Source organism: Pseudomonas putida, from assembly GCF_002741075.1.
Taxonomy (GTDB): Bacteria; Pseudomonadota; Gammaproteobacteria; order Pseudomonadales; family Pseudomonadaceae; genus Aquipseudomonas; species Aquipseudomonas putida_T.
In genome coordinates this window covers 3,597,951-3,619,079 of sequence record NZ_CP016634.1, presented here as the reverse complement: position 1 = coordinate 3,619,079, position 21,129 = coordinate 3,597,951, and the positions used below count along the sequence as shown (strand labels likewise).

The following is a 21,129-nucleotide window of genomic DNA, read 5'->3' as shown; positions in this document are numbered from 1 at the left end:
TGAGGGTTTGCCTGTGATCGAGCGAGCAACCCTTGCCTACAAATTGGCACTAAAGTGCCATTATGTTGCCCTTTTTCGGCCAGCGCCGCGTGGTGGTGGCCTTTGACCAGAGGAACGACCGTGCATAACGTCGTGATCAGCGGCACCGGCCTGTACACCCCGGCCCAGAGCATTTCCAACGAAGAACTGGTGGCTTCCTTCAATGCGTGGGCCCAGCAGTTCAATAAAGACAACGCAGCTGCCATCGAGCGCGGCGAGATCGAAGCGGCGCCGCTGTCCGATGCGGCCTTCATCGAGAAGGCTTCCGGTATCAAGAGCCGCTTCGTCATGGACAAGGCCGGCATCCTCGATCCGCAGCGCATGAAGCCGCGCCTGCCGGAGCGCACCAACGACGAGCCATCGATCCTCTGCGAGATGGCCGTGGCAGCTGCCCGCCAGGCCCTGGAACGGGCAGGTCGCACAGCGGCCGATGTCGACGGCGTGATCGTCGCCTGCTCCAACCTGCAGCGCCCATACCCGGCCATCTCCATCGAAGTGCAGCAGGCGCTGGGCATCCAGGGCTTTGCCTTCGACATGAACGTGGCCTGCTCCTCGGCCACCTTCGGCATCCAGACCGCTGCCAACAGCGTGCAACTGGGTCAGGCGCGTGCGGTGTTGATGGTCAACCCGGAGATCTGCACCGGCCACCTGAACTTCCGCGACCGTGACAGCCACTTCATCTTCGGTGATGCAGCCACCGCGGTGCTCATCGAGCGTGCCGACCAGGCCACCTCCGCGCACCAGTTCGACATTGTCAGTACCAAGCTGCTGACGCAGTTCTCCAACAACATCCGCAACAACTTTGGCTTCCTCAACCGCGCGGCGGAGGAGGGTATCGGCGCGCCGGACAAACTGTTCGTCCAGGAAGGCCGGAAGGTGTTCCGCGAGGTGTGCCCGATGGTCGCCGAGCTGATCGGCCAGCACCTGGGCGAGAACGGCTTGCAGCCCACCGACGTCAAGCGCTTCTGGCTGCACCAGGCGAACCTGAGCATGAACCACCTGATCGTCAAGAAGCTGGTCGGCCGTGAGGTGGCCGAAGAGGACGCACCGGTGATTCTGGACCGTTACGCCAATACCAGTTCGGCAGGGTCGGTGATTGCGTTCCACCTGTACCAGGATGATCTGCCCAAGGGGGCGCTGGGTGTGCTGAGCTCGTTTGGCGCAGGCTATTCGATCGGTAGTGTGATCCTGCGCAAGCGTTGATTCTCGCAGCAACCGTGTAAGCCTCTTCGCGGGTAAACCCGCTCCCACCAGCGCGGCGCTGCCCTTCTAGGGGGGCACTGTACCCGGAGGAGCGGGCATGTCCCGCGAGGGGGCGACGCATTTCTGGCAGGCGAAAAAAAGGCGGGAAGTGCCGGATGGGGTCGGCACCTCCCGCCTGAGCAACGCAAGAGAGCTTGCGCTTAGAACTTGGCTTCCAGATCGACCTGCAGGGTGTCGACGTCGGCATCGCTGTTCGGCAGCTGGGACAAGTCGGTCTTGGCCATCAGGTAGGCCGCGCCCAGCGAGAAGTTCTTGTCGATTTCGTAACCGACCTTGAACTTGTGACCACGGGAACCGGTGTAGCCTGCACCGAAGTCGGAGTCGGTGAAGGCGCTGACCACCGCGTTACGCTGCACGTCGCGGTAGTTGTAATCCAGGCTCCAGGCACCGAGCTTGGTCTTCAGACCGGCCAGCCAGGCCTTGTCTTCGCCGTCGGTGCTTTCGGTGTTCTTCACGTACTGGCCGTAGGCGGACAGGGGAATGGCAAAGCCGCTGAAGTCGACCTGGCCAAAGCCTTCCACCAGGTTGAACTCGTTGGTGGTATTGCCGAAGGCTTGCAGCGGGGCTGCGTCCTTGTCGTTGTCGTAACCGTAGATGCTGGTGCCCACGGTGACCTTGACGGTGTCGGCGGCATTGAAGCGGGCGCCCAACTGGCCGTGGTAGAGCTGTGCGTCGTGCTTGAACTGCACGCCTTCGCCGTCGACGTTGTCCTTGAGGTTGTAGTGACCGGCGCTGCCGAACAGCTCGGCTGCGCCCAGGTCGGTCTTGTAGGTGACGGCTACGCCTTCGGGGTTGATGTCGCTGTCCCAGATGATGTCGCCCATGCTCACCCAAGGCTGCATCATCTTACCGCCGATCAGATGTAGGTTCGGCACGGCGGTGGGGTGCCAGTCGAGGTAGGCCAGGTCGACCCACAGCGATTTCTTCTCGAAGTAATTGTCCAGGCTCTGGTTGGTGGAGCGGGCATCGGGGCTGCTGCCGGTGGCCACGCGCACGCCGGCGTCGACCTGCGGGTTGATCTCGCTGTAGAAGCCGACACGGGCACGGACGCGCTCGCGGTCCTGGTTGGGGCTCTTGCGGTTGGGGTCGTCGACGTTGACGTCTTCGTAGCGCAGGCGCACGTCCCCCTTGATTTGGGTCTTGGCAGCCCAGGCCACTTTTTGTTCGAAGGAGCTCAGGCGCTCGGACTGGGCTTTCTGCTCTGCCTTTTCCTTGGTTTCCTTGGCCAGATCGGCCTGCAGTTCGTTGTACTGCGCCTGGTTGATCGAGCCGTTGGCGCGGAGCATTTCGAGCAGCTTGGCGTCGACTGCAGCACTGGCCGGAGCACTCAGTGCCAGCATCATGCCGCTGAGGCTGACTCCGGTAAGTGTAGAAACAAGACGCATAAGGTTCTCCCTGTTGGAAAAAAGTGGGGAGGCTTTGGCGCCCACCCCCAAGTTGGCATGTCATCGGAAAAGGCCTGAACAGACAGGTCGCGGGGTTCCGAAAAACAGGCGCAAGTATTGCGAGGGGGAATGACAGAATAATGTCTATTTAGTGGCACTGCGGTTAAGTGAGTGGGATCCAAACGCCCCTTCATTTGAGTGCTGGGCCTCACTTCCGGGATACTGGCCATCTCTTTGCAGCGAGTCGAAATCGTGACCAGCTTGTACAGCCTTGCTCATTTGCACGATCTGCCATCGGCAACCTGGGATGCCCTGGTGCCTGACGGCCAGCCCTTCCTGCGCCATGCCTTTTTGAGCGCCCTGGAGGACAGCGGCAGCGTTGCACCGGCCACGGGTTGGGCCGCCGAACATTTGGTGCTGGAGCGTGAAGGACAGGTGCGCGCGGTCTTGCCGGCGTATCGTAAATGGCATTCGTTCGGGGAGTACGTGTTTGACCAGGGTTGGGCGGATGCCTGCGAGCGCGCACGCATTCCCTATTACCCCAAATTGCTCGGTGCGGTGCCTTTCAGCCCCGTGAGCGGCCCGCGCTTGCTGGCGGCAGACTGCGCTGATGGCCTGCTGTTGCTTCAGGCGATCCCTGAGTACCTGGTCAAGGGCGAGCTGTCAGGTGCTCATATCAACTTCACCGACCGTGTGCTGGATGAGCAGATCGCCCATGTGCCGGGTTGGCTGGAGCGGCTGGGCTGCCAGTTTCATTGGCACAATCGCGGCTATCGGGACTTCCAGGATTTTCTCGATACCCTCAGTTCCCGCAAGCGCAAGCAGATGCGCAAGGAGCGTGAGCAAGTGGCGGGGCAGGGAATCGATTTCCACTGGTACCGTGGCGATGAGCTAAGCCAAGTGCAGTGGGACTTCGTCTACCTGTGCTATGCCAACACCTACGCGGTGCGTCGGCGCGCGCCCTACCTGACCCGTGACTTCTTCAGCCTGTTGGCTGAGCGCATGCCTGGAGCCGTGCGCGTGGTCATTGCGCGCCAGCAAGGGCGTGATGTGGCCATGGCCTTCAGCCTGGTCGGTGGCGACAGCCTCTTCGGCCGTTACTGGGGGTGCCTGGATGAGTTCGACCGTCTGCATTTCGAGACCTGTTTCTACCAGGGCATGGATTTCGCTATCCGTGAAGGGATGCAGCGGTTCGATGCCGGAGCCCAGGGGGAGCACAAACTGATCCGCGGGTTCGAGCCGGTGCTGACCCGTTCCTGGCATTACCTGCTGCATCCAGGGTTGCGCCGAGCGGTGGAGGATTTTCTCGAGCAGGAGCGTACGGGGGTGAAGGCCTATGCCGAAGAGGCGCGGGGGATGTTGCCTTACCGCAAGGATTGAAGCTGTGGCGCCTGACGTGGCCCATTCGCGGGTTTACCCGCGAACAGGCCCAGACCTTCCGATCAATCCACGCCAACGAACCCGCCGGTCTGGTGATGCCAGAGCCGTGCATACAAGCCCCGCTGGGCTAGCAATTCGGCATGGGTGCCGCTCTCGACGATATGCCCTTTGTCCAGCACCACCAGGCGGTCCATGCGGGCGATGGTGGACAGGCGGTGGGCGATGGCGATCACCGTCTTGCCCTGCATGAGGGTTTCCAGGCTCTCCTGGATCGCGGCCTCGACCTCTGAGTCCAGTGCCGAGGTGGCCTCGTCCATGATCAGGATGGGTGCGTTCTTGAGCAGCACCCGGGCAATGGCGATCCGTTGCCGCTGACCGCCCGAGAGCTTGACCCCACGTTCGCCGACATGGGCATCGAAGCCGGTGCGCCCCTGGGCATCGGAGAGCTGGGGGATGAACTCGTCGGCCCGCGCCCGGCGCACGGCCTCCCAAACCTGAGCTTCGCTGGCGTCCGGACGGCCATAGAGCAGGTTGTCGCGGATCGAGCGGTGCAGCAGCGAGGTGTCTTGGGTGATCATGCCGATCTGCGCGCGCAGGCTGGCCTGGTTGACCTCTGCGATGTCCTGGCCGTCGATGGTGATACGCCCGCCCTGTACGTCGTACAGGCGCAGCAGCAGATTGACCAGGGTGGATTTCCCGGCCCCGGACGGGCCGATCAGGCCGATCTTCTCGCCGGGGCGGATGTCCAGGCTCAGCCCTTCGATGACCTTGCTGCCCTTGCCATAGTGGAAGCTCACGTCATCGAAATGCACCGCGCCACGGCTGACCTTGAGCGCCGGTGCATTGGGCTTGTCGGTGACACTGACCGGCTGGGCGATGGTCTGCAGGCCATCCTGGACCATGCCGATGTTCTCGAAGATGCCGTTGACCACCCACATGATCCAGCCGGACATGTTGATGATGCGGATCACCAGGCCTGTGGCCAAGGCAATGGCGCCGACAGTGATCGACGACTGGCTCCACAGCCACAGGGCGAGGCCCGTGGTACCCACCACCAGAAGCCCGTTCAGGCCAGTGATGACGACGTCCATGCTGGTGACGACCCGTGCGGCCAGCTGGGTTTTTTCGGTCTGTTCGCTGATCGCTTCACGGGCGTACTGTTGCTCGTAGTCGGTGTGGGCGAACAATTTGAGGGTAGCGATGTTGGTGTAGCCGTCGACGATCCGCCCCATCAGCTTGGAGCGGGCATCGGAGGAGATCACCGAACGCTCCTTGACCCGGGGGACGAAGTAGTAGAGCGCGCCGATGTAGCAGATGATCCAGGTCAGCAACGGCAGCATCAGGCGCCAATCGGCTTCGGCGAACAGCACCAGTGAACTGATCGCATAGATCAGCACGTGCCACAGGGCATCGACGGCCTGGACGGCGGAGTCGCGCAGGGAGTTGCCGGTCTGCATGATGCGCTGGGCAATCCGCCCGGCGAAGTCGCTCTGGAAGAAATTCAGGCTCTGCTTGAGCACGTAGGTGTGGTTCTGCCAACGGATCAGGCTGGTCATGCCTGGACTGATGGTCTGGTGCACCAGCAGGTCGTGCAGGCCGAAGAACACGGGGCGCAGGACCAGGACCACCACCAGCATCCAGATGAGTTCGCCCCCGTGCAGGCTGAAGAACTCATTGCCTGGCGTGGCCTGGGCCAGGTCGATGATCCGGCTCAGGTAACTGAACATGGCCACTTCGATCAGGGCCGCTACCAGCCCGACGACCAGCAGGGCGAGAAAGCTGGGCCAGACCTGACGCAGGTAATAGAGGTAGAACGGCCAAACCTTGCCGGGCGGCGCCTCGCTGGGCGCCTCGCGAAAGATGTCGATCAGTTGCTCGAAACGGCGGTACAGCATGATGGGCACACTCCTGTTCCATCCGACCCTCAGGCGGCTTCACGTCCTTGTGAGACCTTCGGTCAGTCGATGCGTTTGGCGGACTTGATGTACACAGGGTCCGCCGGCACGTCGCGCATGCCTTGCTTGATGGTGGTCGGCGAATTGACGATCTGATCGACCACTTCCATGCCTTTGGTCACTTTGCCGAACACGGCGTAGCCACGGTCACGGCCTGGATTGAGGAAATCGTTGTCGGCCACGTTGATGAAGAACTGGCTGGTGGCCGAGTTCGGGTCCGGGGTGCGGGCCATGGCGAGGGTGCCGCGGGTGTTGGCCAGGCCATTGCTGGCTTCGTTGCGGATCGGGTCACGGGTCGGCTTTTGCACCATCCGGTCGGTGAAGCCGCCGCCCTGGGCCATGAAGCCCGGGATCACGCGGTGGAAGATGGTGTTGTTGTAGAAGCCGCTGTCGACGTACTCGAGGAAGTTCTTCGTGCTGATCGGCGCCTTCTCGGCATTGAGCTCGATTTCGACCTGGCCGAAGCTGGTGTCCAGCAGGACATGAGGGGTCTTGTCGGAGGCCATGACGCTGGTGGCGAAGGCGACCGAGCAGGCGGTGAGCAGAAGTTTTTTCAGCATGGGCTCAAAGATCCTTGAGGGGTGGAGGCGGCTGCGAGAAAGCGCAGCAGGGTCTGGTTGAAGACCTCGGGTTGGTCCAGGGGCGTAGCGTGCCGGGAATCCTCGATGACTGCCAGTGTTGCCTGGGGCATCAGGGCGACATAGCGCTCCTTCAGTTGTATCGGGGTGTAATCATGGTCGGCAGCGATCACCAGGGTGGGACACTGGATCTGCCCGATGCGTTCCTGCACGCCCCAGTCGACGATGGCATCGAAGCTCTTGAGGTAGGCGCGCTTGTCGTTGCGTGCCCAGCGCTGGGCCATCTTGTGGCGCAGTTCGGTTTGTTCTGGCTTGGGAAACAGGCGCTCGGCCAGGCCTTTGCCGACGGTTTCGACGCTCAGGATCCGGGCCAGGCTCCAGCGCTTGATCCACCAGACCCAGTGAGCGACGGAGTTGCGCCTGACCTCGGGCGCGCTGTTGACGATGCACAGGCTGCGCAGCCAGGTGGGGTGGTCGACGGCGAACTGAAAACCCACCATGCCCCCCATGGACAGGCCGACGAAGTGCACGGGGCCGGTGTGCAAATGCTCCAGCAGTGCCAACAGGTCGGCACTGAAAGTGGCGATCTGGTAACCATCGCGAGGCTTGTCGGAGCGACCGTGGCCACGTATGTCCATGAGAATCACCCGATAGCGCTGACTCAGCTCGGGGAGCTGCATCTCCCAGTCTTGGCAACTGGAGCCCAGACCGTGCAGCAGTACCAGGGGTTCGCCCTGGCCGTATTCCTCGTAATGCAGCGTGCATCCTTCGTGTTCGAAATAGGCCATGGGCGCGGTCCTCTCAGGCTTGTGGGGGGGCTGCGAAGGGCACGTCCAATGGCGCTGTGTCGAAGTTGCGCAGCAGCTCGATGAGGATCTGCGTGGCCGGACCCAAGGTCTTGTCCTTGTTCGAATAAAGGTAGAACAGTGGATGGCGGCTGCCACCCTGGTCCAGCAGCAAGGGCTTGAGCACGCCGTCTTTAAGCTCGCGCTCGATCATGTGCCGCGGCAGCCAGGCAAAGCCCAGGCCGCTGCTGACGAAGGTGGCGGCGGTGCCCAGGCTGCCGACCGTCCAGCGTTGCTCGGCGCCGAGCCAGCCGACATCCCGCGGCTGGGCGCGACCGGAGTCGCGGATCACCACCTGCAACTGGCTTTCCAGGTCCTGGAAGGTGATTTCCCGTCCCAGGCGATGCAGGCTGTGGTCGGGGTGAGCGACGGCGATGAACTCCACCGAGCTGAGTTCGGCGCCCAGGTAACCGCCAATGCTGTAGCTGCTGATGGCCAGGTCCGCGATTCCCTCGTGCAGCACTTCCTCGACGCCCGACAGGACCTCCTCGCGCAGGCGCACGCGGCAACCTCGACTCTGCGGCATGAAGGCGCTCAGGGCGCGAACCAAGCGGGCGCTGGGGTAGGCGGCATCGACCACTACGCGCACCTCTGCTTCCCAGCCTTGCTCCATATGGTGGGCGAGGTCCTCGAGCTGGCTGGCTTGCTTGACCAGATGACGCGAGCGGCGCAGCAGCACATTGCCGGCCTCGGTCAGTACCGCCTTGCGGCCATCGATGCGTAGTAGGGGCACGCCCAGTTGCTCCTGCATGCGCGCGACCGTGTAGCTCACCGACGATTGCGAGCGGTGCAGGGCCTCGGCGGCCTGGGCGAATCCGCCATGATCGACCACTGCCTGCAGAGTTCGCCACTGGTCCAGGGTTACGCGTGGCGCTTTCATCTTCGGCTCCTGTTGTCCTAAGCTGCGCTCTGTCAAGGAGAGCGCCCTATGAAGAAATGTTGTGCGGCATTGCTGATGTGCCTGCCCCTTGGGGCGATGGCGTATTACCCCATCGATGTGGAGAAGGACCTGGACGGGGTCAAGCTCGACTACACCACCTACGACACCGCGCGCAGTATCGGCGCGATCACCCTGAACAACTATGGGCAGGTCCCGGCCGCCTGCAAGGTGACCTTTCGCAACGGGCCCGAAGCGCCGCGGGTTCGACGGGTGAACGTGCCGGCGGGCAAGAGCCGGGATGTCACGGCAACCTTCAACCGAGAGATCATCAAGCTGCGCATTGCATTGAGCTGCAAGGCTGAACAAACTGATTAATCGATAGATTGCACCCATTTTTTACGCTTTTTTATCGATAGGTCAAGTTTTAATCTCACCTCCATCGAATCGCATCCCCTTGTTTGCCGATGGAGGCTCCCATGTCCCGCGTACTGATCATCGAAAGCAGCGCCCGCCAGCAGGATTCCGTTTCTCGTCAATTGACCCGGGATTTCATCCAGCAATGGCAGACCGTTCATCCACACGACGAGATCAGCGTACGCGACCTGGCGGTCTCACCTGTCCCGCATCTGGATGCCGATCTGCTCGGTGGCTGGATGAAGCCGCAGGAGCAGCGCTCGCCAGCTGAACTGGATGCCCTGGGTCGCTCCAACGAACTGACTGACGAACTGCTGGCCGCCGATGTGCTGGTCATGGCAGCGCCGATGTACAACTTCACCATCCCCAGTACCCTCAAGGCCTGGCTGGACCATGTACTGCGCGCTGGCATCACCTTCAAGTACACCCCGACCGGCCCGCAGGGCCTGCTGACCGGCAAGCGCGCCATTGTGCTCACCGCCCGTGGCGGCATCCATGCCGGCGCCACCACCGACCACCAGGAACCGTACCTGCGTCAGGTCATGGCCTTCATCGGCATCCATGACGTGAACTTCATTCACGCTGAAGGCCTGAACATGAGCGGTGATTTCCACGAGAAGGGCCTGAACCAGGCCAAGGCCAAGCTGGCCGCGGTGGCCTGACACGCAACACATTCCCAACCCCTGACACCTGTCGCTCCTTTGGGTGTATCCGCCCGGCCTTGTGATGGCCGGGTTTTTTTGCCTTGTCATCCGAGGCGGCACCGGACGTGTGAAAGTCACTGTCTTGTAGTGCTTGCGCTGCCCCTACAGCCCGCATGGTTGAACTCCTGCAGGCCAACCGGCTAAGGTCGCCGCCTTGATTCATGAGAGGCAACCATGGGCTACCTGATAATCGTCGCGCTGATCCAGGCGTTCTCCTTCAACCTGATCGGGGTGTACCTGGCCGGCAACGTGGACAGCTACTTCGCGGTGCTGGCGCGGGTGGTACTGGCGCTGCTGGTGTTCCTGCCGCTGACCCGCTGGCGCCAGGTGGAACCGCGTTTCATGCGTGCGATGTTGTTGATCGGGGCGCTGCAGTACGGCATCACCTATGTCTGCCTATACCTGAGCTTCCGTGTGCTGACGGTGCCGGAAGTGCTGCTGTTCACCATCCTCACGCCATTGCACGTGACCTTGATCGAAGATGCCCTGAATCGCCGGTTCAACGCCTGGGCTCTGTTGGCCGCCCTGGTGGCGGTGGCCGGCGCCGCCGTGATCCGCTTCGACAGCATCAGTGGTGAGTTCTTCGTGGGTTTCTTGCTGCTGCAATTGGCCAACTTCACCTATGCCGCAGGCCAGGTACTGTATCGTCACCTGGTCGCCCGGCATCCCAGCGACCTGCCGCACTACCGGCGCTTTGGCTATTTCTATCTGGGGGCGTTGATCGTCGTGCTGCCCGCCTTCGTGTTGTTCGGCAACGCCCAGCATCTGCCGAGCACCGATGTGCAGTGGTGGGTGTTGCTGTTCCTAGGGTTGTTCCCGACGGCCTTGGGGCTGTACTGGTGGAACAAGGGGGCGTGCCTGGTCAGTGGCGGCACGCTGGCGGTGATGAATAACCTGCATGTGCCGGTGGGCTTGCTGCTCAACTTGCTGATCTGGAATCAGGACGAGCCGCTTGGGCGGCTGTTCATTGGAGGGGCGGTGATCCTGGCGTCCGTCTGGATGAGCCGGCTGGGCATGCAGCGCCCGGCAACCCCCGGGCAGGCGGCATCGGGCTGACAGCGAATGAATGGGGCCGCAATGCGGCCCCATTTCATGACCCTCAGGCCTCGGTGAGTTCACTCAGCCGCTGTGCTGGCTGAGCGCGGCCGGCAAGGCCTACACGCATATCGTTGCCGCTTGGCTGCTGGTAAAGGCTCAGCCCGAACTCCGGCAATACGGCCAGCAGGTAGTCGAAGATATCGCCCTGGATCCGCTCGTACTCGCCCCAGGCCGTGGTGCGGGTAAAGCAGTAGATCTCCAGGGGCACGCCCTCGGCGGTGGCCTGCATCTGGCGGACCATGCAGGTCATGTCTTGCTGCACGTCGGGATGATTCTGCAGGTAGGCCAGGGCGAAGGCGCGGAAGGTGCCGAGGTTGGTCAACTGGCGACGATTGGCCGACAGCGCGGCCACCGGCCCTAGCGACTCGTTCCAGGCGCTCAGCTCTTGGCGTTTTTGCGCCAGGTAATCGCCCAGCAGACGGACCTGGCCCAGGCGCTGTTCTTCTTCGGAGGTAAGGAAACGCACACCCGCGGCATCGATGAACAGGCTGCGCTTGATGCGGCGACCGCCCGATTGCTGCATGCCACGCCAGTTGCGGAATGACTCGCTCATCAGGCGCCAGGTGGGGATGGAGACGATGGTCTTGTCGAAGTTCTGCACCTTGACCGTGTGCAGCGTGATGTCCACCACGTCACCATCGGCGCCCACTTGGGGCATCTCGATCCAGTCACCCACGTGCAGCATATCGTTGCTCGTCAGCTGCACGCTGGCGACGAACGACAGCAGGGTGTCCTTGTATACCAACAGCAGCACTGCCGACATGGCGCCCAGGCCGGAGAGCAGCAATAGCGGCGAGCGGTCGATGAGGGTGGCGACGATGACGATGGAGGCGAAGATCCACAGCATCATCTTGGCCAATTGCACATAGCCCTTGATCGAGCGGGTGCGGGCGTGCTCGGTGCGGGAGTAGATGTCCAGCAGGGCATCGAGCAGGCAGGAGACGGCCATGGTCATGAACAGCAGGGTGAAGGCCAGGGCGACGTTGCCGAGGAAGTGCTGGGCGGTGTCGCTCAACTCCGGCACCAGTTTGAGGCCGAACTGGATCACCAGCGATGGAGTGGTCTGGGCCAGGCGGTGGAAAACCTTGTTGTGGCGAAGGTCGTCGAGCCACTTGAGCGGCTGCTGCCGAGCCAGCAGGCGGCTGGCATGCAGCATCAGAAAGCGTGCCAGGCGGCCGATGATCAGGGAAATCAACAGCAGCACCGTCAGGCCCAGGGCCGCGTGCAGCATGGGGTGTTGATCGAGGGTGCCCCAGAGGTCCAGGGCGTCGTTCCAGAGTCGTTGTATATCCATGGGGGTAATAGCAGGGTCTGTGTTGCGAAAACGAGGCCCATTAGAGCGCGGAACGGCATGAAGGTGCCAAAAGAAATTCGGCGTCAGCGACGGAAAACGTTACCCTATGCAACTGAATTTCCAGCGACTGCCCGAGGTACATCCGTGTTTTCCCAATTCGCCCTGCACGAACGCCTGCTCAAAGCTGTGGCCGAGCTGAACTTTGTCGAGCCGACCCCGGTGCAGGCAGCGGCCATTCCCCTGGCCCTGCAAGGGCGTGACCTGCGGGTGACCGCGCAGACCGGCAGCGGCAAGACCGCCGCCTTCGTGCTGCCATTGCTCAATCGCCTCGTCGATCTGCGCGAGCGCCGCGTCGAGATCCGTGCGTTGATCCTGCTGCCGACCCGCGAGCTGGCCCAACAGACCCTCAAGGAAGTACAGCGTTTCTCCCAGTTCACCTACGTCAAGTCGGGCCTGGTCACCGGTGGCGAGGACTTCAAGGAGCAGGCCGCGCTGCTGCGCAAGGTCCCGGACGTGTTGATCGGTACCCCGGGCCGTCTGCTGGAGCACCTCAATGCCGGCAACCTGGACCTTTCCCACGTCCAGGTGCTGGTGCTGGACGAGGCCGACCGCATGCTCGACATGGGTTTTGCCGAGGACATGGAGCGCCTGTGCAAAGAATGCGAAAACCGTGAGCAGACCCTGCTGTTCTCCGCCACTACCGGTGGCGCGGCCTTGCGCGACATCATCGGCAAGGTGCTCAAGGACCCTGAGCATCTGATGCTCAACAGTGTCTCGCAGCTGTCCGAGGGCACCCGCCAGCAGATCATCACGGCCGACCACGACCAGCACAAAGAGCAGATCGTCCAGTGGCTGCTGGCCAACGAGACTTACCAGAAGGCGATCATCTTCACCAACACCCGTGCCCTGGCCGATCGTATTTACGGTCACTTGGTGGCCAAGGACGTGAAGGCATTCGTGTTGCACGGCGAGAAGGACCAGAAGGACCGCAAACTGGCGATCGACCGCTTCAAGCAAGGCGGCTCCAAGGTGCTGGTGGCGACCGACGTGGCCGCGCGTGGTCTGGACATCGACGGCCTGGACCTGGTGATCAACTTCGACATGCCGCGCAGTGGCGATGAGTACGTGCACCGCATCGGCCGTACCGGCCGGGCGGGTGCCGAAGGTCTGGCGATCTCGCTGATCTGCCATAACGACTGGAACCTGATGTCGAGCATCGAGCGCTACCTCAAGCAGCAGTTCGAGCGCCGGGTCATCAAGGAGGTCAAGGGCACCTACAGCGGGCCGAAGAAGGTCAAAGCTTCGGGCAAGGCCGCCGGTACCAAGAAGAAAAAGGTCGAGAAGAAGACGGGCGAGAAGAAAGGCGCAACCGCCAAGCGCAAGCCGGCCTCCAAGCCCAAGACCAAGGCGCCACTGGCCAGCTCCGATGGCATGGCCCCGCTGAAGAAGCGCGCGCCGAAGGCAGAATAAGCTCATCGGGGCCTGTGCGGGCCTCGCGGGTGAACCCGCCACCACAGGATTGAGGTGATCCTCTCAGGATCGGAGCAATCCTTGTGGCCGCGGGATTATCCGCGACAGGGCTTGCCGCGCCCCACAGCGGTTAGTCTGCCTTTTTCTCCGCGGCTTTAAGTTCCTGGATTCGCTTGTCGATCAGTTGGCATTTGTCCGGCAGGTCCTTGCTGGCCGTGCCCAGGTCCATCCCTTGCAACTCTTCGTTGATCTCCTTGGCCTTCGGCGGATTCTGCTCCGTCAACTGGGTGACCAGCCCGGCCAGTTCCTCGCGTTTCTGAGTCGCTTCTTCCGGCGTGCAGGCCCAGGCGGGCAGGGCGCAGAGCAGTGTGCTCGTGCACATGATGGGCAGTAAGCGTTTCATCCGTTTCCTCTCCCGGCAGGGGTATATGCGGTTGAAAGGCGGGATATCGGGAAGTTCAGGTAAATCGCTCGGCGGAAGATACGCGAGTTGGCTCGGGAAAGCCTGAGGCACTAGTCAAGGCGGCGGATGGGGGCGTGCACTCATGTCGATGCCGAGCGCCTTCATGACGGTCAGGAACGACTTGAGGGTGGGATTGCCGTGTTCGCTGAAGGAGCGGTACAGCTGCTCACGAGATAGCCCTGTTTCTCTCGCCAGTTCAGTCATGCCTTTGGCGCGAGCCACGACACCGACGGCTTTGGCGACGTAGCTGGCATCTCCAGTTTCGAGGGCATCTGTCATGAAGGCTGCAATGGCCTCGGGGGTCGTGAGGTAGTCCGCAGGATCGAATTCATGGAACGTTTCAGTCATTTTGCATCCTCCACGACCGTAAGATTTGATGGGCCGTCTTGATATCGCGACGTTGGCTGCCCTTATCGCCTGCGCACAGCAGAATCAGTAACGTATCGCCCATTTGATGAAAGTACACGCGATAACCAGGTCCGTAATGGATACGGAGTTCGCTCACGCCGTGTCCTATCGGCGAGATATCGCCGGGTAAGCCTTCGATCAGCCGGTTGATGCGCGCAACGATGCGAGCTTTTCCAATTTCATCCTTGAGGTTATTCAGCCAATGTCTGAAGGTGCTTGATTCAATTTTATTCATCGGCTGAATGTAGTTTATAAACTACAGGTGATGAAAACAATGAATGGTTTCGGTCTATTTCTCGGGTGATTCGCTTGGAACACCCACCAACCCCCACCGGTCCCATGCTGTGTACCCACACGTTCACAGCGGGAGGCCACCTCATGAGCACCTACGACTGGGACCTGATCGAGCGCTTGTTGCATGAAGTGCAGAACAGCGCGGGTCACAGCTTCACACCACGCCCCTATGCCGAGCAGCATGCGGCTGCCTTGGCCGCCACCGGTCAGCCGGTGGGTGACCTGGATCATCTGAAGACGCGGGCCTGCGAGTACGAGAAGATCCTCTTCGAGCGCGGCTACATTGAAAGTCGTCCGGAAGAGGACGGCGGCAATGGCGAGAACTTCGTCCTCACCGAGCGGGGTTCGCGCCTGCTCAGCCTGATCGACAGCAGTATTCCGGGGTTCGAGCACCCTCGACAGGTGCTCGACGAACAGGACGATGCGCTCGACGAGGCGACCTTCGAACAGGTCGCCACCAAGGCGCAAATCGCTTGAGGTCGTTTTGAGACTGGCATGGGCACCCCGGCAAACCCGATAATCGGTACTCATTTACCAGAGAACGGACCTCGCCCATGCCATCGATAGACCACGGGGGCCGCCCATGAGCGCGGCTCGCAAGAACCCCGATGCTTTTGCGTTGCAGGTCATGTTGGGGCTGTGCCTGATCTGGGGTAGCCAGCAGGTATTGATCAAATGGGCTGCCAGCGAGATCGCGCCGGTGATGCAGGCTGCGCTGCGTTCCGGTATCGCCGCGGTGCTGGTGGGGCTTCTGGTCTGCTGGCGGGGCGGGTGGTCCATGGTAGGCAGCACCTGGCGGGCGGGCTTGCTGGCCGGTGGGTTGTTTGGCCTGGAGTTCCTGTTCATCGCCGAGGGGCTGAAACTGACGTCGGCGGCGCACATGTCGGTGTTTCTCTACACCGCGCCAGTGTTCACGGCCCTGGGGCTGCACTTTACATTGCCAAGCGAGCGCCTGCGGCTGTTGCAGTGGTTGGGCATCCTGTTGGCCTTCGCCGGGATCGCCACGGCATTCGCTGGCGGGATGTCGCTGAACCAACTCGATGGGCGCATGTTGCTCGGAGACGCGCTGGGCGTGCTGGCGGGCTTGGCTTGGGGCGCGACCACCGTGGTGGTGCGTGGGTCACGGCTGTCGGAAGCCCCGGTCGATCTCACGCTGTTCTACCAGTTGTTGGTGGGCTTTGTCGGGTTGCTGCTGATTGCGCTGGTCAGCGGCCAGATCGGCAAGGTCTCATTCACACCGCTGGCTGTGGGTAGCGTGCTGTTCCAGGCCGTCGTGGTGTCCTTCGTCAGTTATCTGACCTGGTTTTGGTTGCTGCGAAAGTACCTGGCGTCCAACCTGGCCGTGTTCTCGTTCATCACACCGCTGTTCGGCGTGACCTTTGGCGTGCTGTTGCTGGACGAGCCATTGAGCCTGAACTTCGTATTGGGCGCGTTGATGGTGTTGGGCGGGGTCATCCTGGTCAGCGCGGAACGGTGGGTGCGCAAGCAATTGCGCAGGCTGGTGGGCTGAGCGCACCCCATGCCCTCAAGGGCCCTCAAGATGAGGGGCAGGCATTGGCCGGGCTGGCGTGCACAGCGCCAATGCCGGTCAGTGCCAACAGGCCGGCCAGCCCCAGCCCGCCTGCGGCCAGTAACAAGGCAGGCTGCAACCCGCCCCAGTAGTGATTGCTCACGGCTGCCAGAAGGGGGCCGCTGAGCTGGCCTGCGGCGAAACAGGCGGTCAACAGGCCGGCATTACGTTGGGTGGCATGGGGCGCCAGCTCCCGCGAACGTTGCATCACAAGCTGCATGCAGGCCAGGAACGGCGCACCACACAGCACGACGCCCAAGGCCAGACCCAGCCCATCGCCCAGCAAGCACGCCAGCACACCCAGGCCTTGCAGCCACAAGGTCGCGCTCAGCCAGGCGGATGTCCGGCCGGGACGGCGCAGACCGACCAGCATCACGCCCAACGCTGCCGCCAGGCCGAACGCCGGCCAGAACAGATCGGCCGCCCAATGCCCCTGAAACTGATGGCTGGCCATCTGCGACAGAAAGGTGGCGGGCAGGATGTAGCCGATGCCGTACAGGGCGTAGATCACGCCCAGCCGCCCGATCCCGGTGGCGCGGGCGGCGGCGCTGTCGGTCGCACTCGGCGGCACGCTGGTGGCCATTGGCTGCGGCAGCCAGGGCAATACGGCCAACAGCATGGCCAACGCAGCTACCGCATAGACCAACCACAGGGCCGCGGAGTCCAGGCCCAGCAGGTGTGCTCCCAGTGCCAGCAAACCGGTCACGGCGATACCCATGCCAGGCCCGGCGAACACCAGGGCGCCGAGGCGAGCGCGGCCGTGTGCGGCGGCCAGTTGTTGGCTGAGGCTGGTGATCATCACAAGCACCCAGGCACTGGCCACACCGGTGCCAAAGCGCAGCAGCGCATGGCTCCAGAAACCATCGGCCGCCCAGGAGGCGAGAGTCAGCAATACGCACAGGCAGAGACCGGCATGCAGACGCAGGCGAACTTGGCTCGGCTGACGGGCGAACATGCCATCGACAGCGCCAAGAAAGTAGCCCAGGTAATTGGCCGCCGCGACTAGGCCGCCTGCGGTCAGGTCGAGCTGACCTTCGGCAATCAGGCGCGGCAACTGCGAGGTGAGGGCAAAGCGGCCGATGCCCATGGCCATCATCAAGGCCACGGCGCTGGCCAGCAGTTGTACGAAGGGTGACATGGCGGCCTCTCCTGCCAGGCGAAAGTGATGGGGGCAGGTTAGTGAGGATTGACTTTCAATAAAATTGAATAATGATGATCAAGTTATTCTGTTTTGGAGAACATTGTGGAGTTCAGCCAACTGCGCATCTTCCAGGCTGTGGCCGAGGAGGGGTCGGTCACGCGTGCCGCCGAGCGTTTGCACCGGGTGCCATCGAACCTGTCGACGCGATTGCGTCAGTTGGAGGAGCAACTGGGGGTGGAATTGTTCGTGCGTGAGCGCCAGCGCCTGCAACTGTCCCCGGCAGGTAAAGTCCTGCTGGACTACGCCAATCGCCTGTCGACCTTGCGCGATGAGGCGATCGCTGCGGTGCAAGGTGGCCAACCGGCCGGCGACTTCGTGCTCGGCACCATGTACAGCACCGCGGCGACGCATCTGCCGCCACTGCTGGCGCGTTATCACCAGGCCTACCCTGCGGTGAATCTGCAAGTGCAGGCCGCACCCAGTGGCGAATTGCTGGAAGGATTGCTGGCCCATCGACTCGATGCAGCGCTGGTGGACGGCCCGCTGAGCCTGGCCGGGCTCGATGGCGTGCCGTTGTGCGAGGAGGTGCTGGTGCTGATCACCCGCCCGGAGCATCCGCCGGTGCGCAGCGCGCGGGACGTCGCCGGGCGTGCGGTGTTCACCTTCCGTCAAGGGTGCTCCTACCGGATGCGTCTGGAAGCCTGGTATGCCCACGACCACACGCCCATGGGGCGAGTGATGGAGATCGAGTCGTACCAGAGCATGCTGGCCTGTGTGATCGCCGGCGCAGGGGTGGCATTGATGGCCCAGTCCATGCTCGACACCCTTCCTGGACGTGACCAGGTGCAGGCGCACCGTTTGCAGGCGCCGTTCGATCATGCGGTCACCTGGCTGATGTGGCGCCAGGGCATGCTGGGGGCCAACCTGCAGGCGTGGATCGATGTGCAACAAGGGGAAACAATTGACCGACGGTCGGCAAGTGCCATTTCCGCTTGATCCGCGTCAAACTCGCCCCTATCTGTAGGAGCAGAGGCATGCGCGATGTAGGACATCGGGCTATTATCTGTATGGAACATCGAAGGACTGAATCGCCGTGAGGCTGACCCGTGAAGGGGGCATTATGAACAAGCGAATGTACAACTGGCTCCACGACCTCGCCGTCGCCCTGGGCTTGCTCCCACCTCCGCTGCAGCCGGTACCGATCCCAACCGACGAAGAGCAGCGCAAGCGCCAACCGCGTCGTCGCTGAAACGAAAAGGCCGCCGCATCTCACGATGCCGCGGCCTTTCTTTTTTCCTGCCTGGCGCCCGTCGGGGCGCCAAGTGTTCACTTTACATCACGCCAGGTTGACGGTTGCCACAGAGCGGCGCGACAGCAGGCTGACCACCACGAAGCTCACCAGGCCGATCGCCAGGCTGTAGTAGATCGGCGAGTTGGCGTCCAGACCATCCTTGAACATGAAGAGCAGTGCGGTGACGAAGCCCAGCGACATGCTGGTGATGGCGCCGGCGGTGGTGGCGCGCTTCCAGAAAATCGCACCGATCAGTGGGATCAGCATGCCGCCGACCAGCAGGTTGTAGGCCAGGGTCAGGGCGCTGATCACATCGTTCACCGCCAGGGCGATGCCCAGTACCACCAGACCGGTGATCAGGGTGAACAGGCGGTTCACGCCCAGGCTCGACTGCTTGCCGCCACGCAGTTTGGGCAGCAGGTCTTCGGTCAGGGTGGTCGAGGCGGCCAACAGGCCTGCGCTGGCGGTGGACATCATCGCCGCCAGGGCCGCGGCCATCAGCAGGCCACGGATACCCTCGGGCAATTGACCTTTGATCATTTCGGCAAAGGCGTTGTTCGGGTTGGCCAGGTCAGGCAGCAACACGTGGGCAGCCATGCCGATCAGGGCGCACGCCAGGCCGTACAGCACGCAGTAGACACCGGCGACGGTACCGGCGCGCTGGCAGACCTTCTCGTCACGGGCGGTGAACACCCGCTGCCAGATATCTTGGCCGATGAGGATGCCGAAGAAGTAGATCAGGAAGTAGGTAATGATGGTGTCCCAGCCGATGGTGGTCCAGCTGAAGCTGGCCGCCGGCAGCTTGGCTACCAGGGTGTTCCAGCCACCGGCCTTGTACAGGCAGATCGGCAGCAGGATGAACATCAGGCCCACGGTCTTGATGACGAATTGGACGATGTCGGTCAGGGTCAGCGACCACATGCCGCCGATGGTCGAGTACACCACCACCACGCCACCGCCGAACAGCAGTGCCATCCAGAACGGTACATCCAGCAGCACCTGCAGCACGGTGCCCATGGCCAGGGTCGAGGTGACCGCGATCATCAGGGCGTAGGCGAGCATGATCGCTGCACTGGCTTGGCGAGCCATCGGGTTGTAGCGGCGCTCCAGCACCTGGGTGACGGTGAAGATCTTCAGGCGCAGCAGCGGCTTTGCCAGGAACAGGTTGAGGGCGATGATCCCCAGGCCCAGGGCGGCGCACAGCCAGAAGCCGGAGATGCCGTGCACGTAGCCCAGGCGCACGGTGCCGACGGTGGACGCGCCGCCCAGCACGGTGGTGGCCATGGTGCCCATGTACAGGGTAGGGCCGAGGTTGCGCCCTGCCACCAGGTAGTCTTCATGGGTTTTCGCGCGGCGCATTCCATACCAGCCGAGGCCGAGCATGCCGGCGGCATAGATCAGTACAACGATGATGTCCAAGGCCATTGGGGGGCTCCCGATTATCTTTATTATGGCGAGATCGACTGTCCGAGCGGTTCATGGCGCCCGGCGGTCTTGTCTTGTGTTGGCGGGCCTCAATGGCCCTTCCTAATGGCTCCTGCCGCAGGTGTTGCGTTCACATCCTGTGTGGGGGCGGCGTGTCCTGCGATCACGGTCCGGTGGACTGCATGGCCGGTCATGCCATCGTCATCGCAGGGCAAGCTTGCACCTACACAGGTGTGTGACTACTCGCTCAGCGGCGTACCACGCCCGGCAGCACGCAGAGCATCTCGAACAGCAGGTTCGCGCCGAGCAGCGAGGTGTTGCCGGTGGTGTCGTAGGGCGGCGAGACCTCGACCAGGTCGCAGCCGATCAGGTCCAGGCCGTGGCAGCCACGGATGATCTCCATCGCCTGGATGGTGGTCAGGCCACCGATCTCCGGGGTACCGGTGCCTGGGGCCCAGGCCGGGTCGATGCCGTCGATGTCGAACGACAGGTAGACTGGGCCGCCACCGACCTTCTCGCGCACTTCGGCCATCAGTGGCTCCAGCGACTTGTGCCAGCACTCTTCGGCCTGCACGACGCGGAAGCCCTGGCGGCGGCTCCAGTTGAAATCATCGGCGGTGTAGCCCTGGGCGCGCAGGCCGATCTGGACGACGCGGTCGCAGTCGAGCAGACCTTCTTCCACCGCACGGCGGAAGGTGGTGCCGTGGGCGATCTTCTCACCGAACATATGATCGTTGACGTCGGCGTGGGCGTCGATATGCACCAGGCCGATCTTGCCGTGCTTTTTGTGCAGCGCGCGCAGGATCGGCAGGGTGATGGTGTGGTCGCCACCGAGGGTCAGGGGAATGATGTTGTGCTCGAGGATTTCGTCGTAGGCTTCTTCGATGATGCGCACGGCGTCGAGCAGGTTGAAGGTGTTGATCGCCACGTCACCGATGTCGGCGACCGACAGCGAGTCGAACGGGGCGGCGCCGGTCGCCATGTTGTACGGGCGGATCATCACCGACTCGGCGCGGATCTGACGCGGACCGAAGCGAGTGCCCGAACGCAGCGAGGTGCCGATGTCCAGCGGTACGCCAATGAACGCGGCGTCCAGGCCTTCGGCGCTTTGCAGGTGGGGGAGACGGAGCATGGTGGCGATGCCGCCGAAACGCGGCATTTCGTTGCCGCCCAGTGGTTGGTGGAGAATCTTTTCCACGGTGGGCCTCATCAGTCGGTCGATTGTTCTGTTT

At 62.6% G+C, this 21,129-nt stretch carries 22 protein-coding genes; 10 read left to right on the top strand and 12 right to left on the bottom strand.

From position 1 onward, the window contains the following. Nucleotides 1-120 precede the first annotated feature (120 nt). The gene (locus IEC33019_RS16965) at nt 121-1,242 is read left to right on the top strand and encodes a beta-ketoacyl-ACP synthase III (protein WP_070093243.1); all 1,122 of its coding nucleotides are present in this window, start codon (nt 121-123) and stop codon (nt 1,240-1,242) included. A gap of 200 nt (nt 1,243-1,442) precedes the next feature. Here IEC33019_RS16965 and IEC33019_RS16960 read toward each other — a convergent pair whose 3' ends face one another. After that, on the bottom strand, nt 1,443-2,687 hold the full coding sequence (locus tag IEC33019_RS16960; RefSeq protein ID WP_070093242.1) for a putative porin: 1,245 nt from the start codon (nt 2,685-2,687) through the stop codon (nt 1,443-1,445). 252 nt (nt 2,688-2,939) lie between these two features. Between IEC33019_RS16960 and IEC33019_RS16955 the strand changes: the two genes are divergently transcribed. After that, a complete protein-coding gene (locus tag IEC33019_RS16955) occupies nt 2,940-4,067 on the top strand; it encodes a GNAT family N-acetyltransferase (RefSeq protein ID WP_070093295.1) in 1,128 nt (375 codons plus the stop codon). 62 nt (nt 4,068-4,129) lie between these two features. Here the strand turns inward: IEC33019_RS16955 and IEC33019_RS16950 are convergent, their stop codons facing one another. The 4 genes from IEC33019_RS16950 to IEC33019_RS16935 form a co-directional block, all read right to left on the bottom strand. After that, on the bottom strand, nt 4,130-5,962 hold the full coding sequence (locus IEC33019_RS16950; protein ID WP_070093241.1) for an ABC transporter ATP-binding protein: 1,833 nt from the start codon (nt 5,960-5,962) through the stop codon (nt 4,130-4,132). Between the two features lie 62 nt (nt 5,963-6,024). Further along, nucleotides 6,025-6,582, bottom strand: coding sequence for a peptidylprolyl isomerase (locus tag IEC33019_RS16945; RefSeq protein WP_070093240.1), 558 nt, complete (start codon nt 6,580-6,582; stop codon nt 6,025-6,027). Next, complete coding sequence (locus IEC33019_RS16940; protein ID WP_070093239.1) at nt 6,576-7,388, bottom strand: alpha/beta fold hydrolase; 813 nt, start codon at nt 7,386-7,388, stop codon at nt 6,576-6,578. The genes IEC33019_RS16945 and IEC33019_RS16940 overlap by 7 nt, the downstream gene beginning before the upstream one ends. Before the next feature lie 13 nt (nt 7,389-7,401). Beyond that, nucleotides 7,402-8,325, bottom strand: coding sequence for a LysR family transcriptional regulator (locus IEC33019_RS16935; RefSeq protein WP_070093238.1), 924 nt, complete (start codon nt 8,323-8,325; stop codon nt 7,402-7,404). A 48-nt stretch (nt 8,326-8,373) separates the two neighbouring features. On the opposite strand from IEC33019_RS16935, the gene IEC33019_RS16930 reads away from it, so the two are divergent. The 3 genes from IEC33019_RS16930 to IEC33019_RS16920 all read left to right on the top strand — a co-directional run bounded on the left by IEC33019_RS16930 (nt 8,374) and on the right by IEC33019_RS16920 (nt 10,499). Next, nucleotides 8,374-8,700, top strand: coding sequence for a 3-phosphoglycerate kinase (locus tag IEC33019_RS16930; RefSeq protein WP_070093237.1), 327 nt, complete (start codon nt 8,374-8,376; stop codon nt 8,698-8,700). Between the two features lie 101 nt (nt 8,701-8,801). Further along, on the top strand, nt 8,802-9,401 hold the full coding sequence (locus tag IEC33019_RS16925; RefSeq protein ID WP_070093236.1) for an FMN-dependent NADH-azoreductase: 600 nt from the start codon (nt 8,802-8,804) through the stop codon (nt 9,399-9,401). 216 nt (nt 9,402-9,617) lie between these two features. Beyond that, nucleotides 9,618-10,499 carry a carboxylate/amino acid/amine transporter gene (locus IEC33019_RS16920; protein WP_070093235.1) on the top strand — a complete coding sequence of 294 codons (882 nt, stop codon included), beginning with the start codon at nt 9,618-9,620 and terminating at the stop codon, nt 10,497-10,499. 43 nt (nt 10,500-10,542) lie between these two features. On the opposite strand, the gene IEC33019_RS16915 is transcribed toward IEC33019_RS16920, so the two are convergent. After that, complete coding sequence (locus tag IEC33019_RS16915; protein ID WP_070093234.1) at nt 10,543-11,835, bottom strand: mechanosensitive ion channel family protein; 1,293 nt, start codon at nt 11,833-11,835, stop codon at nt 10,543-10,545. A gap of 144 nt (nt 11,836-11,979) precedes the next feature. Between IEC33019_RS16915 and IEC33019_RS16910 the strand changes: the two genes are divergently transcribed. After that, nucleotides 11,980-13,305, top strand: coding sequence for a DEAD/DEAH box helicase (locus IEC33019_RS16910; RefSeq protein WP_070093233.1), 1,326 nt, complete (start codon nt 11,980-11,982; stop codon nt 13,303-13,305). A gap of 130 nt (nt 13,306-13,435) precedes the next feature. On the opposite strand, the gene IEC33019_RS16905 is transcribed toward IEC33019_RS16910, so the two are convergent. The 3 genes from IEC33019_RS16905 to IEC33019_RS16895 all read right to left on the bottom strand — a co-directional run bounded on the left by IEC33019_RS16905 (nt 13,436) and on the right by IEC33019_RS16895 (nt 14,411). Further along, nucleotides 13,436-13,708 carry a hypothetical protein gene (locus tag IEC33019_RS16905; RefSeq protein ID WP_070093232.1) on the bottom strand — a complete coding sequence of 91 codons (273 nt, stop codon included), beginning with the start codon at nt 13,706-13,708 and terminating at the stop codon, nt 13,436-13,438. Between the two features lie 114 nt (nt 13,709-13,822). Beyond that, nucleotides 13,823-14,116, bottom strand: coding sequence for an addiction module antidote protein (locus IEC33019_RS16900; protein ID WP_070093231.1), 294 nt, complete (start codon nt 14,114-14,116; stop codon nt 13,823-13,825). Then, on the bottom strand, nt 14,109-14,411 hold the full coding sequence (locus IEC33019_RS16895; protein WP_081337477.1) for a type II toxin-antitoxin system RelE/ParE family toxin: 303 nt from the start codon (nt 14,409-14,411) through the stop codon (nt 14,109-14,111). Before IEC33019_RS16895 ends, IEC33019_RS16900 begins: the two co-directional genes overlap by 8 nt. Before the next feature lie 143 nt (nt 14,412-14,554). On the opposite strand from IEC33019_RS16895, the gene IEC33019_RS16890 reads away from it, so the two are divergent. Beyond that, nucleotides 14,555-14,947 carry a transcriptional regulator gene (locus IEC33019_RS16890; RefSeq protein ID WP_070093230.1) on the top strand — a complete coding sequence of 131 codons (393 nt, stop codon included), beginning with the start codon at nt 14,555-14,557 and terminating at the stop codon, nt 14,945-14,947. Between the two features lie 106 nt (nt 14,948-15,053). Further along, nucleotides 15,054-15,980 (top strand): DMT family transporter, encoded by a 927-nt coding sequence (locus IEC33019_RS16885; protein ID WP_070093229.1) that lies wholly within the window; start codon nt 15,054-15,056, stop codon nt 15,978-15,980. Between the two features lie 25 nt (nt 15,981-16,005). On the opposite strand, the gene IEC33019_RS16880 is transcribed toward IEC33019_RS16885, so the two are convergent. Beyond that, nucleotides 16,006-17,178 (bottom strand): YbfB/YjiJ family MFS transporter, encoded by a 1,173-nt coding sequence (locus IEC33019_RS16880; RefSeq protein ID WP_070093228.1) that lies wholly within the window; start codon nt 17,176-17,178, stop codon nt 16,006-16,008. 105 nt (nt 17,179-17,283) lie between these two features. Between IEC33019_RS16880 and ptrR the strand changes: the two genes are divergently transcribed. Beyond that, complete coding sequence (ptrR, locus tag IEC33019_RS16875) at nt 17,284-18,177, top strand: putrescine utilization regulator PtrR (RefSeq protein WP_070093227.1); 894 nt, start codon at nt 17,284-17,286, stop codon at nt 18,175-18,177. A 124-nt stretch (nt 18,178-18,301) separates the two neighbouring features. After that, nucleotides 18,302-18,430, top strand: coding sequence for a PA1414 family protein (locus tag IEC33019_RS28010; RefSeq protein WP_256815133.1), 129 nt, complete (start codon nt 18,302-18,304; stop codon nt 18,428-18,430). 87 nt (nt 18,431-18,517) lie between these two features. Here IEC33019_RS28010 and IEC33019_RS16870 read toward each other — a convergent pair whose 3' ends face one another. Together IEC33019_RS16870 and speB are read right to left on the bottom strand one after the other, a co-directional pair. Further along, a complete protein-coding gene (locus IEC33019_RS16870) occupies nt 18,518-19,897 on the bottom strand; it encodes a sodium:solute symporter (protein ID WP_070093226.1) in 1,380 nt (459 codons plus the stop codon). 247 nt (nt 19,898-20,144) lie between these two features. Further along, a complete protein-coding gene (gene speB, locus IEC33019_RS16865) occupies nt 20,145-21,095 on the bottom strand; it encodes an agmatinase (protein WP_043209365.1) in 951 nt (316 codons plus the stop codon). Between the last annotated feature and the right edge of the window lie 34 nt (nt 21,096-21,129).

Coding starts and splice junctions, on each gene's coding strand:
- IEC33019_RS16960 (WP_070093242.1), bottom strand. CDS start 2,687: ATGCGTCTTGTTTCTACACTTACCGGAGTCAGCCTCAGCGGCATGATG.
- IEC33019_RS16950 (WP_070093241.1), bottom strand. CDS start 5,962: ATGCTGTACCGCCGTTTCGAGCAACTGATCGACATCTTTCGCGAGGCG.
- IEC33019_RS16945 (WP_070093240.1), bottom strand. CDS start 6,582: ATGCTGAAAAAACTTCTGCTCACCGCCTGCTCGGTCGCCTTCGCCACC.
- IEC33019_RS16940 (WP_070093239.1), bottom strand. CDS start 7,388: ATGGCCTATTTCGAACACGAAGGATGCACGCTGCATTACGAGGAATAC.
- IEC33019_RS16935 (WP_070093238.1), bottom strand. CDS start 8,325: ATGAAAGCGCCACGCGTAACCCTGGACCAGTGGCGAACTCTGCAGGCA.
- IEC33019_RS16930 (WP_070093237.1), top strand. CDS start 8,374: ATGAAGAAATGTTGTGCGGCATTGCTGATGTGCCTGCCCCTTGGGGCG.
- IEC33019_RS16925 (WP_070093236.1), top strand. CDS start 8,802: ATGTCCCGCGTACTGATCATCGAAAGCAGCGCCCGCCAGCAGGATTCC.
- IEC33019_RS16920 (WP_070093235.1), top strand. CDS start 9,618: ATGGGCTACCTGATAATCGTCGCGCTGATCCAGGCGTTCTCCTTCAAC.
- IEC33019_RS16915 (WP_070093234.1), bottom strand. CDS start 11,835: ATGGATATACAACGACTCTGGAACGACGCCCTGGACCTCTGGGGCACC.
- IEC33019_RS16905 (WP_070093232.1), bottom strand. CDS start 13,708: ATGAAACGCTTACTGCCCATCATGTGCACGAGCACACTGCTCTGCGCC.
- IEC33019_RS16900 (WP_070093231.1), bottom strand. CDS start 14,116: ATGACTGAAACGTTCCATGAATTCGATCCTGCGGACTACCTCACGACC.
- IEC33019_RS16895 (WP_081337477.1), bottom strand. CDS start 14,411: ATGAATAAAATTGAATCAAGCACCTTCAGACATTGGCTGAATAACCTC.
- IEC33019_RS16890 (WP_070093230.1), top strand. CDS start 14,555: ATGAGCACCTACGACTGGGACCTGATCGAGCGCTTGTTGCATGAAGTG.
- IEC33019_RS16885 (WP_070093229.1), top strand. CDS start 15,054: ATGAGCGCGGCTCGCAAGAACCCCGATGCTTTTGCGTTGCAGGTCATG.
- IEC33019_RS16880 (WP_070093228.1), bottom strand. CDS start 17,178: ATGTCACCCTTCGTACAACTGCTGGCCAGCGCCGTGGCCTTGATGATG.
- IEC33019_RS28010 (WP_256815133.1), top strand. CDS start 18,302: ATGAACAAGCGAATGTACAACTGGCTCCACGACCTCGCCGTCGCCCTG.
- IEC33019_RS16870 (WP_070093226.1), bottom strand. CDS start 19,897: ATGGCCTTGGACATCATCGTTGTACTGATCTATGCCGCCGGCATGCTC.